This is a genomic window from Albimonas pacifica, from assembly GCF_900113695.1.
Taxonomy (GTDB): domain Bacteria; phylum Pseudomonadota; class Alphaproteobacteria; order Rhodobacterales; family Rhodobacteraceae; genus Albimonas; species Albimonas pacifica.
In genome coordinates this window covers 282267-298095 of the sequence record NZ_FOQH01000002.1, presented here as the reverse complement: position 1 = coordinate 298095, position 15829 = coordinate 282267, and the positions used below count along the sequence as shown (strand labels likewise).

Here is a 15829-nt window from a genome sequence, read left to right as displayed (position 1 = left end):
CGACGGCCTTCCGGCCCGACGCGTCGGGCCTGACGGCCCGGGGGGGCCGGACCCGGGCGCCCCCCTGCCCCCGGCCCTAGGGGCCGACGTCGCGCATCGGCAGCTTGGCGACCGGCAGGCCGGCGATGCGCAGCCCGTCGCGCAGGCGCTTCCACTCCAGGTCCTGGCGCCACGGGAACACCTGCAGAACCCAGCGGGCCATGTTGCGCGGCGTGGCGGGCACGTCGCCCCACCAGCGCTGCGACAGCACCTCGAGCAGCTTGCGCGCCTCGGCCCTGGCCTCGGCCGTGCGGCCGAGATGCGCGAGCGAGGCCGCCCGCCAGCCGCCGTTGTTGGGGTGGGTGTCGCCCGCGATCCGCGCCGCCTCCAGCGCGCCCTCGTAGTCGCCAGCGAAGAAGCGGATGGCGGCGTGGTAGCCCCAGCGGGTGTGATTGGGCAGCGGCGTCGCCTCCAGCGCCTGGCCGGCGAGGTCCATGGCGTCGCCGTGCCGCCCCGCCACCGCCCAGGCCTGCGCCACCGAGGTCATCGTCCAGGGATCGTGGCCGTTGAGCTCGCGCGCCAGCTCGAAGTTCATCAGCGCGTGCTCCCAGCGGTGGTTGTAGGCCAGCGCCCAGCCCAGCGCCAACTGCGCCCGGCTGTCGAGCGGATCCAGCGCCACCGCCTTCTGCGCCAGCTCCAGCGTGCGCGCGTGCAGCGCCTCGGAGCGATACACCCCCGGCCGCGAGATATGCGAGGTGTTGCCCAGCTGCACGCGCGAGCTGAAGGCGGGCGCGAACTCGGGCGCGAGCTCGGTCACCTCGGTCAGCAGCTTGTCGGCCTCCTCCCAGGAGGCGGCGTTGAACTGCAGGATCAGGCTCTGCCCCCGCAGCCACAGGTCGTGGAGCGAGGCGGTGATCTCGGGCAGGTGCGCGGTGCGCCGCAGGCGATCGGCCGAGAGGTTCACGTTCAGCGCGATGGTGGCGTGGCGCAGCAGCTCCTCCTGGCGCAGGGTCCAGGTCTCGTAGGTCAGGGCGAAGGACTGCGACCAGACGAACACGCCGCTGTCGAGGTCGCGGATGGTCAGCGCCACGCGCAGCCCCTCCGCCCCCAGCTTCTCGGCGGTGGCGCGGATGCCGAAACGGCTGCGGGCGGGGGCGTCGGGCCCCTCGGCGCGGGCGACGGGGGCGTCGCTCTCGGCCACCTGCCATTCGCGGAACCGCACCAGCGAGCCGATCAGGGAATGGCGGAACCCGTCGAGCATCATCTGCGCGTCGGCGTCCTCGCCGCGCAGCTCGAAGCGGGCGACCACCAGCAGCGGCGGCAGGCGCGGCGGCGCCAGAAGGCGGCGGCGGGCCTCGCTCGGGCGCGGCTCGCCCGGCGCGACCTCCCCCGGCCGCCCCTCGCGGGGCGCGGGCGCCTCCCGGCTGCGGGTCCCCGCGGCGGCGAGGATCCGCGCCCCCGGCCCCAGGCCCGCGCCCGGCTCGGGCACCTCGCCGTTCTTGATCCGGGCGACGAGGTCGCGGGTCGGCTCGGCCGGCTCGATGTCGTGCTCGTCGCCCAGCACGTCCCACAGGGCGTTGTAGACCGTCAGCGCGCCCGGCACGTCGCCGCCGCGGGCGAGGTTCTCCATCAGCCGGCGGGCGGCGAGCTCCTGGGTGGGGTCGAGGCGCAGCAGCGCGCGGGCCAGCTCCCGCTCCGCCCGCCCGTCGGGGGCGGCCTGCTCCAGCGCGCTCATCAGCCCCTGCTGGATCTGGTTGCGCAGCGTCTCGCGGCGCACCAGCAGCCAGCCGGCGAAGGCGGGATCGACGTCCTCGCAGCCCGCCATCAGGGTCTGGGGCAGGTCCTCGGTCGCCAGCAGCAGCGGGTGGATGCGGTCGGGGCCGAGCTGGTCGAGCACGTCCGTGACGTCGGCGCGGAACCGCGCGGGATCGAGCGTGACGTGGGAGCGGTCGGTCTCGAACCCCTCGAAGCCGAGCTCGCCGGTGATCCGGCGCAGGGCGGTGACCACCTGGCGCAGGGAGCCGCGGGCGTGCTTCTCGTCCGATTCCGACCACAGCAGGCCCACCAGCCGCTCGCGCGAGTCCGAGCGGCCCTCGTCCAGCGCCAGATAGCCCAGCATGCACAAAAGCTTGCGGTTCACGACGCGCAGCGAGCGCCCCTCGAACATCAGCGCCGGCGCGCCCAGCATCCGGATCTGCAGGCGGGCGGCCTCGGCGGCGGCGGGGGGATGGAGCAGGACGTTCAAGGCGAGCGGACCCCCTTCGGTCACCAAAGCGACGGCTCCCGCGGGGGGCGCAGCCCCCCCGGGATCGCGGCGTGCCGCGAGACGGCCGCGCGGAGCCGGGGCGTCTCCAGCGCCGACGGGTCGGGCTGGAGCGTCGGCGCCATCGCCCAGACCACGGGCAATCCGGGCCGGTCGCGAGTCAGCGTCACGCAGACGACATGATGCTGACGCGCGGCCATCTGTTCAACCATCAGGTGCAAAATTTGTTCATCTTTCCCTTGCATGGCGTCCGCTTCCGCAGCCGGCCGGCGGCGCGGACGCCCGCGGGGGGCGAGCCGCGGGTCCCGCGCCGGGTCCAGCTCGGCGCGCGCCAGCAGGGCGCGGTCGCCCTCGGTCAGCACGCCCTCGCCATGGTGGGCGAGACGTTCGGCCAGCAGGGTCAGGGCCAGCTCGCCCTGGATCGCCTCGCGCGCGGCCGACAGGACCGCCTCCGACATCGCCGGCCGGGCGGCGACGCCGACGGTCAGGGCCGGGCTCGCGGCCTCGGGGTCCGGGTCGAGCGCGAGGACGGCCGCGACGGGAACGCCGAGGTCGGTGGTCAGGTCCGCGAAGATCATCGCGCGGCCCGTCTCCTCCCCCCGCCAGCCGGCGATGCGGGCGAAGGCGGGGGCGAGCGCGGGGTCGCAGGGATCGAGCGGCCGCGGCGGCGCGCCGCCCCGCCACCACAGGGCGGCGGCGTCGCGCTCGACCAGCTCCAGCACCGCGCGCAGGCGCGCCTCCGCCTCGGTCCGCCCGGCGGCGCAGCCGAGGCCGAGGCGCACCGGCGGCTCGGCGGCCGCGCCCCGCCCCGTCCGGCGCAGGCAGCGGTCGGCGGAGACGGCGACCTCCGCCCCGTCGTGCAGGCGCAGGGCGCGGACGTGATCGGGGGTGGGCGGGGTCCAGTCGAGGCCGCTCTCGACCACCTCCAGCCCATGGTCCGGAGGCAGCAGGTCGCCCGGACGCTCGAACTGGGAGAGGAACTCGGAGGCCTCGCCCAGGCAGGCGGCGAAGGCGGCGGCCTGGGTCTCGGCCCCGCCGGCGTGGCTGCCCGAGAGGGCGGGGTCCGCCCCCTCGACCAGCCGGGCGGGGGTGGAGCGGGCGCCGACGAAGACCAGCCCCGGCGCGGTGGCCAGCGGGAAGCGCATCACCCAGTCCATGTCCTCGGCCGCCCGGCGCAGGCGCAGGGCGGGATCCTCGGGCGGGGACGCGCCGGCGCTCGGGCCGGGTCCCGCCTCCGCGGCGGAATGCGGCGGGGCGACGGTCATGCAAGGCTCCGCGGACAATCTCTTGGGGCGACGATGTTCAAGCATGGGTTGCGCGGGCGGATTCCGCAACGTCTTGAAGCGCGCGCCCGGCGCGACCAGTATTCGCGCCGCGCGGCGCCCCCCACGATCCGCGCCAGACAGGGAGAAACGGGATGCCGTCCGACAGCGCCGCCGCCGAGACCGTGGGCGAGTTCGACTACGTGATCGTGGGAGCCGGCACCGCCGGCTGCGTGCTCGCCAACCGCCTGAGCCAGGATCCCTCGCGCTCGGTCCTGCTGCTGGAGGCGGGGGGGAGCGACGACTGGATCTGGTTCAAGGTGCCCGTCGGCTACCTCTACTGCATGGGCGACCCCCGCGCCGACTGGGGCTTCCGGACCGAGGCGGAGCCCGGCCTGAACGGGCGCGTGCTGGGCTATCCCCGCGGCCGGGTGCTGGGCGGCTGCTCGTCGATCAACGGCATGCTCTACCTGCGCGGGCAGTCGGCGGACTACGACCACTGGCGCCAGCTCGGCAATCCCGGCTGGGGCTGGGACGACGTGCTGCCCTACTTCAAGAAGTCAGAGGACTACGCCCTGGGCGCCGACGAGATGCACGGCGCGGGCGGCGAGTGGCGGGTCGAGACCCAGCGCCTGAAATGGGACGTGCTCGAGGCGTTCAAGGCCGCCGCGGTCGAGGCCGGCCTGCCCGAGACCGACGACTTCAACCGCGGCGACAACGAGGGCGTGGGCTATTTCAAGGTGAACCAGAAGGGCGGCTGGCGGTGGAGCGCGGCCACCGGCTTCCTGCGCCCCGCCATGAAGCGCCCCAACCTGACCGTGATGACCCACGCCCAGGCCGAGCGGCTGACCTTCGAGGGCGCGCGCTGCACCGGCGTCGAATTCCGCCATGGCAAGGAGGCCGACGCGCCGCTGAAGCGCGCCGCGGCGCGGGGCGAGGTGATCCTCGCCTCCGGCGCCATCGGCTCGCCGCACCTGCTCCAGCTCTCGGGCGTGGGCCCCGGCGCGCTGCTGCAGGACCACAGGATCGAGACGCGGGTCGATTTGCCGGGCGTGGGGGCGAACCTGCAGGACCACCTGCAGATCCGCTGCGCCTACAAGGTGACCGGGGTGCCGACGCTCAACACCACCTCGGCGACGCTGCTGGGCAAGGCGAAGATCGCGCTGGAATACGTGCTCAAGCGCTCGGGGCCGATGTCGATGGCGCCCAGCCAGCTCGCGGCCTTCGCCCGCTCGGGGCCGGACGTCGCGACGCCGGACCTGGAATACCACGTCCAGCCCCTGACGCTGGAGGCCTTCGGCGAGCCGCTGCACCCGTTCGACGCCTTCACCGCCTCCGTGTGCCACCTGCGCCCCGAGAGCCGGGGGCGCGTGAGCCTGAAATCCCCCGACCCGCGCGCGCATCCCGCCATCGCGCCCAATTACCTGTCGACCGAGGGCGACCGGCGCGTCGCCGCCGCCGCGATCCGCCTGACCCGGCGCATCGTCGCCCAGGCCCCCCTCGCCCGCTACCGCCCCGAGGAGTTCAAGCCCGGCCCGCAATGGGAGACGGACGCCGAGCTGGCCGAGGCGGCCGGCCGCGTCGCCTCGACCATCTTCCATCCCGTGGGCACCTGCCGGATGGGGCCGGACCCGGCCTCGGTGGTGGATCCCGAGCTGCGGGTGCGCGGGGTCGAGGGGCTGCGGGTGGTGGACGCCTCGATCATGCCCACGATCACCTCGGGCAACACCAACTCGCCCACGGTGATGATCGCCGAGAAGGCCGCGGACCTGATCAAGGCCGCCGCCCGCGCCGGCGCCCGGGCGGCCTGAGGCGGACGGGCCGCGGCGGGCGGGCCGCGGGCGGACTGCGCCGCGGGTGGACTGCGCCGCGTCGCACCCGGAGCGGGACCGGACCCCGCGGCGCGTGCAACCGGCCGTTGCGCGCGGGCCCGGTTCGGCGCCATCGTTCGCGAGGGGCCACCCCGCCCCGCAGCGCAACCGGAGCCCCGCCATGCCGACCGCCTCGTTCCGCCCGCAGCCGTTTCCCAGCCGGCGAGGCGCCGCGGCGCTCGCCGCCGGTCTCGCCGCGACGCTGTCCGCGGCCGCGCCCGCCGCGGCGCAGGAAAGCGCCGAGGAGCTCGCCAAGAAGCTCGCCAACCCGGTCGCCAGCCTGATCTCGGTTCCCTTCCAGTTCAACTGGGACGGGGGCTACGGGCCGCAGGACGGCCAGAAGGCCTTCGTCAACATACAGCCCGTGGTGCCCATCGACCTCAACGAGGACTGGAACCTGATCTCGCGCACCATCCTGCCGGTGGCCTGGCAGGACGACGTCGTGCCGGGAACCGACCAGTTCGGCCTGGGCGACGTGGTGCAGAGCCTGTTCGTGTCGCCGAAGTCCACCGCCTCGGGGCTGATCTGGGGGGTGGGGCCGGTGGCGCTGATCCCCACCGCCACCGACGACGCGCTGGGGGCGGGCAAGTTCGGGCTGGGGCCGACGGCCGTGGTCCTCAAGCAGTTCGGGCCCTGGACGGTGGGCGCGCTCGCCAACCACATCTGGTCGGTGGCCGGCGAGGGCGGGCGCGACGAGGTGAACGCGAGCTTCGTGCAGCCCTTCGTCAACTACACCTGGCCCAGCGCCGCCTCGGCCTTCCTCAACACCGAGGCGACCTACGACTGGACCACCGGGCAATGGGCCGTGCCGATCAACGTGGGCGTCAACCAGCTGACCACGATCGGCGACCAGAAGGTGCAGTTCGGCCTCGGCGCGCGCTGGTGGGCCGAGTCGCCGCGCGGCGGACCGGAGGGGGTCGGCGTGCGCTTCAACGTCATCCTCCTGTTCCCGCGCTGAACGTCAGGCGCCGCGGCGGCTTGACCTTCGCCGCCGGGCGGTCACCTTGCCCCGGGGCGGAGGCGGTCCCGGACGGGACGGGAGCGAGCGGGAACCACGCATGAGCGACATCGAGACCATGGACCTGGCGGGCCTGATCGCCGCCACGGCCGAGGGCGACCGGCCGGCCTTCGCCGAGCTTTACCGGCGCACCTCGGCGAAACTCCACGGGGTGATCCTGCGTATCTGCAGACGTCCCGACCTCGCCGCGGAGCTGCTGCAGGAGAGCTACCTCAAGATCTGGCGGAACGCCCATCGCTTCGACCCCGCGCGCGCCTCGGCCATCGCCTGGATGGCGGCGATCGCGCGCAACCGGACCATCGACGCGGTCCGGCTGCAGGCCGAACGGGTCTCGGCCGCCTCCGAGGAGCTGGAGCCCGACGACGGCCCCGGCCTCGCCGCCGCGGCGGGGCTGGACCAGGCCACGTCCCTGACGCTGCGCGCCTGCCTGGAAGGCTTGAAGACGGACGACCGGCGCATGGTGCTGCTGGGCTACCTCTACGGGCTGAGCCGGGAGGAGCTGGGCGAGCGCTTCGCGATGCCGGTCAACACGGTGAAGACGCGCCTGCGCCGGGCCTTGTCGGCGCTGAAAGGATGCCTCGATGGCGAACCCGCCTGACGAGATCGACGCGCCCGACGCGGCAGGAGAGGCGGCCGAGTACGTGCTGGGCACGCTCGACGCCGACGCGCGCCGCGCAGCCGTCGCCCGGATGGCCGCGGACCCGGCCTTCGCCGGGACCGTGCGCGCCTGGGAGGGCCGCCTCGCGCCGCTGGCCGAACTCGCCGCCGAGGCGCGCCCCGCGATCCCCCCCGCCTGGGTCTGGCCCGCGATCGAGGCGCGCCTGCCGGGCGGCGCCTCGGGCGCATCCCGCGCGGCGCCCCCGCGCGACGCGGACGTGATCGACCTGCGCCAGCGGCTTCGCTACTGGCGCGGAACCACGGCGGTCGCGGGCCTCGCGGCGGCGGCGATGCTGGCGCTTCTGATCGTGCCGCCGGGCGCCCTGCCCTTCGATCCGCGCCCCGCCCCCGGCCCGGTCGCCGACGGCCCGCCGGCGCAGGCCGGGACCTGGGTCGCGGTGCTGCAGCCGGGCGGCGACGCGCCCGCCTTCGTGGCCGAGGTCGACCTCGCCGCCGGCACGCTCAGCCTGCGCCCGCTGCGCCCGACGCCCCCGCCCGAGGGCCGCGTCTACGAGATGTGGGCCGTCGGCGGCGGCCGCGCGCAGCCGGTTTCGCTGGGCCTGCTGGGCCAGGGCGGAGAGGTGGCGCTGGAGACGCTCGACGGGCCGGTCGAAGGCTCGGTCCTCGCGGTCTCGGTGGAGCCCGAGGGCGGCTCGCCCACCGGCCAGCCGACCGGCGACGTGGTGTTCACGGGCGAGCTGATCCGCGCCGACTAGCCCCGCCCCCCGCTGCGCGCCGCCGCCGGCAGGCCCGCACCGGCCCTGCGGCCGGCGCGCGGCCCCGGCGGACCGCCGGGGCCGCGTCGCGCAGCGATCGGCGGGAGGGGGGCGAGACGACGGCCGTCCCCGTCTTCGGGGGGCGGCCGGGGGCGGGAAACGCCCCGGCCGCGACGAAAGACGGCCGCCGTCGGCGACGGAGCTCCCCAGCGATCCGCCGCCTCTGACAGGGGCCGGCGTCCCACTCGCGCCGGCCCCCGGGCGCACGCCGCGAGGGATCGCGCGCGCGCCGTTCCGCACGCGCCGCCCCCGTCCGGACCCGGCGCGCGCAGATCCGTCGGCGCAGCGGAGCTCCGCCGCGGATCGTCTGTCTCGGGGGTCAGTTACGGGGCGAAGATGAACGGGTTTCGGCCCGTCCAGAAAATTTTCACAATCGCCGCCGGGGCGGATCCGCGCGGCCCGGAACCGGGCCGCACGGAGGCTCAGCGCCGGGCGATGGCGCGGGCGAGGACGGGGAAATACTCGGCCCCGAAGCCCGCCGCCTTCGCCGCCTTCATCCGCGCCTCGGCCAGCTCCGCCCCCTCGGCGTGGACGCCGGTCTGGCGGGCGAGGTCTAGGGCGTAGGAGACGTCCTTGAGCGCATAATCCGTCGGGAAGGCCCCGGTCGGGAACGTGTCGGGGATCATCGCCTTCAGCCCGTGGTTGCGCAGCGCGAAACTGTCGGCGGAGCCCTTGGACAGCGTCTCGAACAGCAGCGTTCGGTCCACCCCCGCCCCCTCGCCCAGCGCCAGCGCCTCCGACAGGGCCACCACCGTCTCGAACAGCACCATGTTGTTGACGATCTTGACCACCTGCCCGCAGCCGATCCCGCCGCAGAGCGTGACGTCCGAGGCGGCGCAGCGCAGCAGCGGCTCGATGCGGGCGAACAGATCCGGCTCCGCCCCGACCATGATCGAGAGCGTGCCCTCGATCGCCGCCTGCCGGGTGCGCGCGACGGGCGCGTCGGCCATGCGCGCGCCCTTCGCCTCGACCTTCGCCGCCAGCTCCCGGGTCAGACCGACCGGGGCGGTGGAGGTGTCGACCAGGATCTGGCCCGCGCGGATCGTCTCCAGCACCCCGCCGGGGCCGGCGACCACCGCCTCGACCTGGGGTCCGCCGGGCAGCGACAGGAAGATCACGTCCGCGGCCGCCACCACCTCGGCGACCGAGGCGGCGGCGCGCGCGCCGTCCGCGACCAGCCGCGCGACCGGGTCGGGGGAGAGGTCGAAGACCACCCCCTCCCACCCGCTTTTCGTCAGGATGTTGCGGCAGATGGGCTCGCCCATCACGCCCAGGCCGATGAAGCCGAAGACCGCCATCTCAGCCGGCCTTCCGCGCGGGCTCGGCGGCCGCGGCGGGGATGATCAGGGCGTCCACCGCCACGATGTCGTCGCCCCGGCAGATCAGCGGGTTGACGTCGAGCTCCTCCAGCGCCGTGCCGGCGTCGGCGGCGAACTCCGACACCCGCGCCACGATCTCGGCGAGCCGGCCGCGGTCCACCGCCGGCAGGTCGCGGAACCCGTCGAGGATCGCGGCGCCCCGCAGCCGGGCCAGCATGTCCATCGCCTCGTGCGGGGTGACCGGGGCGGGGGCCGCGACCGAGTCCTTCATCAGCTCGACCAGCACGCCGCCCAGGCCCACCACCACCAGCGGCCCGAAGGCCGGGTCGCGGCGGGCGCCGACCACGATCTCGACGCCCCTGGGCGCCATGCGCTGCACCAGCACGCCCTCGATCCGGGCCTTGGGCGCGTGGGACTTCACCCGCGCGAGCATGGCGTCGAACTCCGCCGCCACCGCCTCCGCCGAGCCGAGGTTCAGCGCGATGCCCCCGGCTTCCGTCTTGTGGGCGATGTCGGGACTGTCGATCTTCATCACCACCGGGAAGCCCAGCGAGGCGGCGAGCCGCCCCGCCTCCTGCGCCGTGGCCGCGGCCTTCTCCTCGATCACCGGCACGCCGTAGCCCGCCAGGATCGCCTTCGCCTCCCGCTCGGTCACCGCGCCGCCGGCGGAGGCGGCGATATGGGCCGCCAGCCCCTCGGAGCGTTCGGTCAGGCGGGGCTTCTCCACCGGCTCGATCCGGCGCTTGTGCCAGCGGCTCCAGGCGGCGACGCCCTCCATGCAGTGGCGCACGTTGTGGAAGACGACGATGCTGTCGGAGGCCTCCGCCTCCAGCAGGCCCGGGCCCTCGAGCGCCGCGCTCATCCAGGGCACGATCACCGGCTTGCCGGCGCGCCGGCCCAGCTCGCCCATCAGCTGGATGCGGGGGATCGAGGTCTCGATGGCGATCGGATGCGGCACCACCAGCGAGCCGTAGTCGTCCTGGTCCAGCACCGCCTCGAGGCAATCCACCAGGCTCTGGCGGTCGGAGACCACCTGCGCGGTCACGTCCACCGGGTTGGCGGCCGAGCCGAACTCGGGGATCCGGGCCTTGAGCACCTTCTCCACCTCGGGAGAGGGCTGCGGCAGGGGCACGCCCGCGTCCTCGCAGGCGTCGGTCAGGAACACGCCCGCGCCGCCGGAGGTGCACACGATGCAGGTCCCCTCGGCCTTCGGCGCGGGGGCCTTGGCGAAGAGCCGCGCGGTCTCGACCAGCGCCTCCAGCTCCTCGACGAAGACTCCGCCCGCCCGCTCGACCATCGAGCGGTAGGCGTCGTGCGCGCCGGCCAGCGAGCCGGTGTGGGAGGCGGCCGCGGCCGCGCCCTTCTCGCCCTTGGCCATCTTGCACACCACCGTCGCCTTGCCGGCGGCGGCGGCCTGCTTGATCGCGGCCTCGAAGCGGTCGGGGGCCGGCGCGCCCTCGAGGATCACGGCGATGGCCTTCGCCTCGGGGTCCTCGGCCATGAAGGCCACGCAGTCGGCGACGTCGACGTCCGACGAGTTCCCGCAGGCCAGCGCGTGGGAGAAGAACTGCCCCCGCCGCATCCCCTGCGTCAGCGAGAAGCCCAGCGCGCCGGACTGGGCGACGATGCCCACGCGGCGCTGCTCGGGCGGGGCGTCGAAGCCCTTCTCGAAGTCGAGCGGGGGGTGGAACGTCACCGCGCCGCCGTTGGAATAGTTGATGAAGCCCAGCGCGTTGGGGCCGATCAGGGGCATTCCGGCGCGATGCGCCAGCAGCGCGTTCTCCCGCTCCAGCGCCTTGCCCTTCTCGCCCATCTCGCCGAAGCCCGAGGCGAAGACCAGCACGCCGCCGGCGCCGATGTCGGCGCATTCCTCCAGCACGCCGCGCACCGCGTCGCGGGGGGTCACGAGGACCACGCAGTCGGGCACGCCCGGCAGGTCGCGCACCGAGGGGAAGCAGGGCGCGCCGTAGAGCTCCTCGTAGCGCGGGTTCACCGTCCAGACCGGGCCTGCGAAGCGGTGCAGGTTGCGATGCGTCAGCATCCCGAAGGAGCCCTCGCGGGTCGAGGCGCCGACGATGGCGATCGACTTCGGCGCCAGCAGCCGCTGCAGCTCCGAAGCCTTGTAGAGACGTCCGCCGGCGCTCATCCGCGGCCTCGCGCGGGGTGAAGATGGGTCATGGGGTCCTCCCGGGGCCGAGCCGGATGCGCAGGGGGGGCGCTCCGGGCCTTCGTTGTCGAGTCAGGGGGCGCGGGGCCTCACCTGCCGCCCGGCAGGATGTTGCGGGACGCTCCGGGACGCAAGGCGCCTTGCGGGCGCCGTGCACGTCAGGGGAGCGGAGCCAGGCGCCGGGGGCCGGTCAGGCGCGCAGGTGGCGCGCGACGCCGAGGCCCATGTCGACCACGTCCATGATCCGGGCGGCGTAGTGCTCGCGCGCCGCGAAGCCCGGGCCCTCGCCCTCCAGGAACTCCTGCTCCAGCGCGTCGATCAGGCGCCTCAGGCGGCGCTGGTGGATGCCGAAGCGGGCCTGCACCGGGTCCGCGACCACGCCTGCGAAGGCGGCGGCGACGGCGCCCACGGCGGCCATGCCGGCGGTGGCGCCGGCCACCAGCGCGGGCGAGGCGGCGGCCGGGAAGAACCCGTACCAGACCGAGCCCGCCGTCGCCCCCAGCGGAAAGGCCGAGACCGCCGCCTGCTGCGCCAGCGCCGCCGCCAGCGCCGGGCCCAGCGAGATCGCGCCGGGGGTGAGCTGCTGGAAGGCCGCCGCCCCGGCGCCGAGCGTGGCGATCCCCGTGGCGATCTCGGCCGCGGCCGAGCGGACGCCGGCGTATTCGCTCAGCGTCTCCGAGGCGCGGAAGCGGGGCGAGGCGTCGGGGTCGCGCAGGCGGGCCAGGGCCTCGAGCCGGGGCGAGGTCAGGATCGCCTCGGCGAGCGCGTCGCGGCCCTCGACCCGGGCGCCGGGCGCGTCGGGGTCGCGCCAGGGCAGCTCCAGCAGCTCCACCACCACGCGGCGCTCGACCTCGCGCGCGACCTGGGTGCGCAGGATCAGCCGGCGGCGCGCCAGCCAGTCGCCCGCCCCCCGGGCCCCGGCGCGCCGGGCGGCGGAGGCGCCCAGCCGGGTCAGCGCCGCGGCGGGGGCCAGCGCCAGGTTGGCGGGCGCACGGGCGAGGTCCCAGCCGATCGCGTGCCGGTGCAGGGCGAGCGAGCCGCGGAAGCGGTAGGTGCGGTCCACGAAGCCCTCGATGCGTGCGCGCCGCTCTTCGAAATAGGCGCGGGCCGCCTCGGCGACGAGGCGGCGCGCTTCCGCCTCGGCGGCGGGATCGGGGGCCCGGGCCTCCGCCTGAGCGGCGGGGTCGGGGGCGCGGGCCTCCGCCTCGGCGGCGGGAACGGGGGGGTGCGAAGGGTCGTCCTGGGGGGCCATCGCCTCGTCCGCGGGTCAGCCCCGCGGCGGCTGCGGGGCGCCTATGGATGTAGCGCAGGGCGCGGCCGGCGGAAGCGGCGCCGCGCCGGCATCCGCGCGACGGAAGCGGGCCGCGCGCCGGGGGCGGCCCGGCCGCCGACAGGCGCGGGCGCGCCCCGGAGGCCCTGGCGGCGGCGCGGATGCCGGCCCGGGCGGGGGCGCGGGGCGCGCGGGCCTCGTCGGCTGCGCAGGAGGCGCGGAGACGGGCCCGGGCGCCAGCGAAGATGCCGCGGCCCCGGCCCGGGGGGCTCAGTCGAAGGCGCCGACGGCCTGGGCGACGAGCATGAAGGCCCGGCCCGTGCGGCTGTCGGCGAGCTGCAGCAGGCGGTCCACGCCCTTCGGCTCGCAGGCCGCGCGGCGCAGCACCCCGTCGAAGCGGCGCATCAGGTGCATGGCCGTGTCGCGGAACACCGGGTCGGCCTTCATCATCCGGCGCACGTTCTCGACCGTCTCCGGGTCGTCGACGCCGCCGACCGAGGCCAGCGCCGGCCCCCGCTCGCCCTGCGCGAAGCGGGTCCACAGGGCCGGCGGCGCGAGGCGGACCGAGAGGTCCTCCATATAGACCCCGTGCTGGGCGAGCAGGGTCAGCGCGTCCTCGGCCGCCTGCAGCAGCTCGGCGATGGGGCGGTCCTTGGCGGCGACGGCGAGCGCGGCCCAGCCGGCGTCGTCGCGCTCGTCCCGCGGGAAGTCGAGCGCCAGCGCCACCTGCCCCCAGTCGCGCCCGGCGTCGGCCGGCGCCGCCTCGGCCGCGAGCGGCAAGGAGCCCTGCGGGTCCGCCGCGGCGGCCGGCTGCGGCGAGGCGGGGATCGCGCCCGGCGCGCGCGCCGGCTGCGCAGCGGGCGGCTCCAGCGGCAGGCCCGGCTCCTCTTCCGCGCGCGCGGGCGCGGGAACCGGCGCCGCGACGGGCGCAGGCGGCGGGGCCGAGGGCGGCGGGGCGGAGGGCGCGGGCGCGGCGGGGGCCGAAGCGGCGGGCGCAGGCGCGGCCGGGGCCGAAGGAGCGGGCGAAGCGGCGGGCGCGGCCTCGCGAAGCGGCTGCGGCGCGGCGGGCGGCGTCGCGGGGGCGGCGAGCGGGGCGCCGAGGCGCACGATCGCCGCCTCGAGACGCCGCTGGGCCTCGGCCAGCTCGGCGATGCGCCGGGCGATGGCCGAGCGTTCGCCGTCCAGCGCGTCGCGCGCGGCATGGGCGACGGCGTGGGTCAGGTCGGCGCGGCTCAGGCCCTCGGAGGCGGCCGGGCGGGGCGCCGCGGCGGCGGCGGCCGCGGCCCGGGCCTGGGCGCGGGCCATCGCCTCGACCCGGGCCTCGGCGGCGGCGGCGCGGCGCGCGAGGCTCGCCCAGATCAGCAGGCCGGCGACGGGCGCGGTGACGGCGAGCGCCGCGGCGGCGGCCTCGGCCGGCGCGACCGGTCCCCAGGGCGGCGTCAGGCGGGTCAGGACCCAGGCGAGGCCGGTCTCGGCGCCCAGCCACAGGGCGATGCCGCCCAGCGCCCGGCCCAGCGGCAGGCCGGGGCGGCCGCCGGGCGCGAGGCCCAGCGCCTCGTCGGCGGCGGCGGCGCGGGCGCGCGCGGCGGCGGATCGGGCGTCGCCCGTCTCGGTCTCGTCTCGGGACAGGCCGTCGGCGGCCATGCGCGGATCCTCCGCGGCTTCGGGGATCGGCGGGGGGCCGGGGGCGCCTCCCGCAGGCGCCGGGCGGGCCGGCGCGGGTCGTGCGATGCGCCGGCGGGCCGGCGCGGGGTCGTGCGCTGCGCCGGGCGGGCCGGCGCGGGGTCGTGCGCTGCGCCGTCCGTCCCGCCCCGCCGGGGGGCGCGGGGGCGCCGGCCGGGCCGGCGCCGGGCGGCGTCAGAGGAACGCGACCTTGAGCACCTCGTAGGCCTTGCCGCCGCCGGGGGTCATCACCTCGACGCTGTCGCCCTCCTCCTTGCCGATCAGGGCGCGGGCGAGGGGCGACTTCAGGTTCAGCAGGCCCTTGGCGATGTCCGCCTCGGTCTCGCCGACGATCTGGTAGGTCTTCTCCTCGTCCGTGTCCTCGTCGACGAGGGTCACGGTGGCGCCGAACTTGATGGCGCCCGAGAGCTTGGACGGGTCGATGACGTCGGCGCGCGAGATCAGGCCCTCGATCTCCTGGATCCGGCCCTCGATGAACGACTGACGCTCGCGCGCCGAATGATACTCGGCGTTCTCGGACAGGTCGCCATGCTCGCGCGCCTCGGCGATCGCGCGGATCACGGCCGGGCGTTCCTGGCTCTTGAGCGTCTTCAGTTCGGCGTCCAGCGCGGCGAAGCCGCGGGCCGTCATCGGCACCTTGTCCATATGCCTCGCCCTCCTCCGGGTCGGGACTTGCAGAGCTGCGTTCCGGGCGCCGGGGGAAGAGTGTCCCGCCGCCCCTGAAACGCGACGCAGCCGCGCCTGTGCGCGGCGCGGCTGCTGTGAGGGAAGACTATGGGCGGGCGGCAGGGGTTTCAAGATGCCGTGCGCGGCGGCCGGGACCCGACGCGGCGGCGCCGGGTCCGGCGGGGTCGCGCGCGCCCCTCAGGCGCAGTTCAGGATGCAGTAGTCGGCGACGCGCTTGCGGTGCAGCTCGAGGTTGTCGTCGATCTCGGGCGCGGCGCCGGGGAACACGTCCGCGCAGTAGGACGGCAGGGGGTACTCGCTCTCGGCCAGCATCCGCTCGGAGGCCTCGATCATCGCCTTGGCGGGCACCCGCAGCTCCAGCACCCCGGCCTCGGCCAGCGAGACGTTGACCTCGCGCAGCGCGCAGCCGGCGCGGGTCGGCAGGGTGTAGTCGATGCCGTGGGCGTCGAGGATCGCGGCGAAGCTCTCGACCGAGTGCCGGCCCACCGGCGCCGTCTCGGGCGACTTCGCCCAGGTCTTCACCAGGCCCCCGAACGCCTCCATCGAGTCGGGGGCGATGGTGAACATGTGGTCGGGCGCGACCGGCGCGGGCGCGAGCCGGGAGGGCTTGCGCGCAAGCGCGGCGAGGGAGGCGACGGCGGCGAACTGGCCGGGAACGCGGATCGTGTCGACGGCGTTGGTCATGTCGTGAATTTCCCTTGTTCTGCGCGGCCTTGGCCGCTGCGCGAGCCCCGATCGCCCGCAGGGGAAAGGCTCGGGCCTACGGCGCGAAGCGTTCGTGAATCGTCGATCCCGGAAAGGTTGGACCCACTTGGCCGCGAATCGTCGGGAGCGATTCACGTTGAATTCGCGCTCGCTCCGTTAAGGACCTGTTCAC

The 15829-nt window shown here is 75.9% G+C and carries 12 protein-coding genes; 4 read left to right on the top strand and 8 right to left on the bottom strand.

Going from position 1 to position 15829, the window contains the following annotated elements:
* Positions 1–76 precede the first annotated feature (76 nt).
* Both BM064_RS04150 and BM064_RS04145 read right to left on the bottom strand, forming a co-directional pair.
* Positions 77–2224 carry a BTAD domain-containing putative transcriptional regulator gene (locus BM064_RS04150; protein WP_143103253.1) on the bottom strand — a complete coding sequence of 716 codons (2148 nt, stop codon included), beginning with the start codon at positions 2222–2224 and terminating at the stop codon, positions 77–79.
* Between the two features lie 20 nt (positions 2225–2244).
* Complete coding sequence (locus tag BM064_RS04145) at positions 2245–3507, bottom strand: YcaO-like family protein (protein WP_177236138.1); 1263 nt, start codon at positions 3505–3507, stop codon at positions 2245–2247.
* Positions 3508–3659: 152 nt separating this feature from the next.
* On the opposite strand from BM064_RS04145, the gene BM064_RS04140 reads away from it, so the two are divergent.
* The 4 genes from BM064_RS04140 (at position 3660) to BM064_RS04125 (ending at position 7766) form a co-directional block, all read left to right on the top strand.
* Positions 3660–5315, top strand: a complete 1656-nt coding sequence (locus BM064_RS04140; protein WP_218160948.1) for a GMC family oxidoreductase — start codon at positions 3660–3662, stop codon at positions 5313–5315.
* A gap of 181 nt (positions 5316–5496) precedes the next feature.
* Positions 5497–6333 carry a transporter gene (locus BM064_RS04135; protein WP_218160947.1) on the top strand — a complete coding sequence of 279 codons (837 nt, stop codon included), beginning with the start codon at positions 5497–5499 and terminating at the stop codon, positions 6331–6333.
* 100 nt (positions 6334–6433) lie between these two features.
* On the top strand, positions 6434–6991 hold the full coding sequence (locus BM064_RS04130; protein WP_218160946.1) for a sigma-70 family RNA polymerase sigma factor: 558 nt from the start codon (positions 6434–6436) through the stop codon (positions 6989–6991).
* Positions 6975–7766, top strand: coding sequence for an anti-sigma factor (locus tag BM064_RS04125; protein WP_092858160.1), 792 nt, complete (start codon positions 6975–6977; stop codon positions 7764–7766). The genes BM064_RS04130 and BM064_RS04125 overlap by 17 nt, the downstream gene beginning before the upstream one ends.
* Positions 7767–8248: 482 nt before the next feature.
* Here the strand turns inward: BM064_RS04125 and BM064_RS04120 are convergent, their stop codons facing one another.
* From BM064_RS04120 to BM064_RS04095, 6 genes are all read right to left on the bottom strand, one after another.
* Complete coding sequence (locus tag BM064_RS04120) at positions 8249–9124, bottom strand: NAD(P)-dependent oxidoreductase (RefSeq protein ID WP_092858158.1); 876 nt, start codon at positions 9122–9124, stop codon at positions 8249–8251.
* Position 9125: 1 nt separating this feature from the next.
* Entirely contained in the window at positions 9126–11291 is a 2166-nt protein-coding gene (locus tag BM064_RS04115; protein WP_092858156.1) for an acetate--CoA ligase family protein, read from the bottom strand.
* A gap of 211 nt (positions 11292–11502) precedes the next feature.
* Positions 11503–12564, bottom strand: a complete 1062-nt coding sequence (locus BM064_RS04110; RefSeq protein ID WP_245779048.1) for a DUF6635 family protein — start codon at positions 12562–12564, stop codon at positions 11503–11505.
* Positions 12565–12852: 288 nt separating this feature from the next.
* Complete coding sequence (locus tag BM064_RS27345; protein ID WP_092858154.1) at positions 12853–14226, bottom strand: hypothetical protein; 1374 nt, start codon at positions 14224–14226, stop codon at positions 12853–12855.
* A 213-nt stretch (positions 14227–14439) separates the two neighbouring features.
* Positions 14440–14910 (bottom strand): transcription elongation factor GreA, encoded by a 471-nt coding sequence (gene greA, locus BM064_RS04100; protein ID WP_092858152.1) that lies wholly within the window; start codon positions 14908–14910, stop codon positions 14440–14442.
* 219 nt (positions 14911–15129) lie between these two features.
* Positions 15130–15636 carry a hypothetical protein gene (locus tag BM064_RS04095; RefSeq protein WP_092858150.1) on the bottom strand — a complete coding sequence of 169 codons (507 nt, stop codon included), beginning with the start codon at positions 15634–15636 and terminating at the stop codon, positions 15130–15132.
* Positions 15637–15829: the final 193 nt, after the last annotated feature.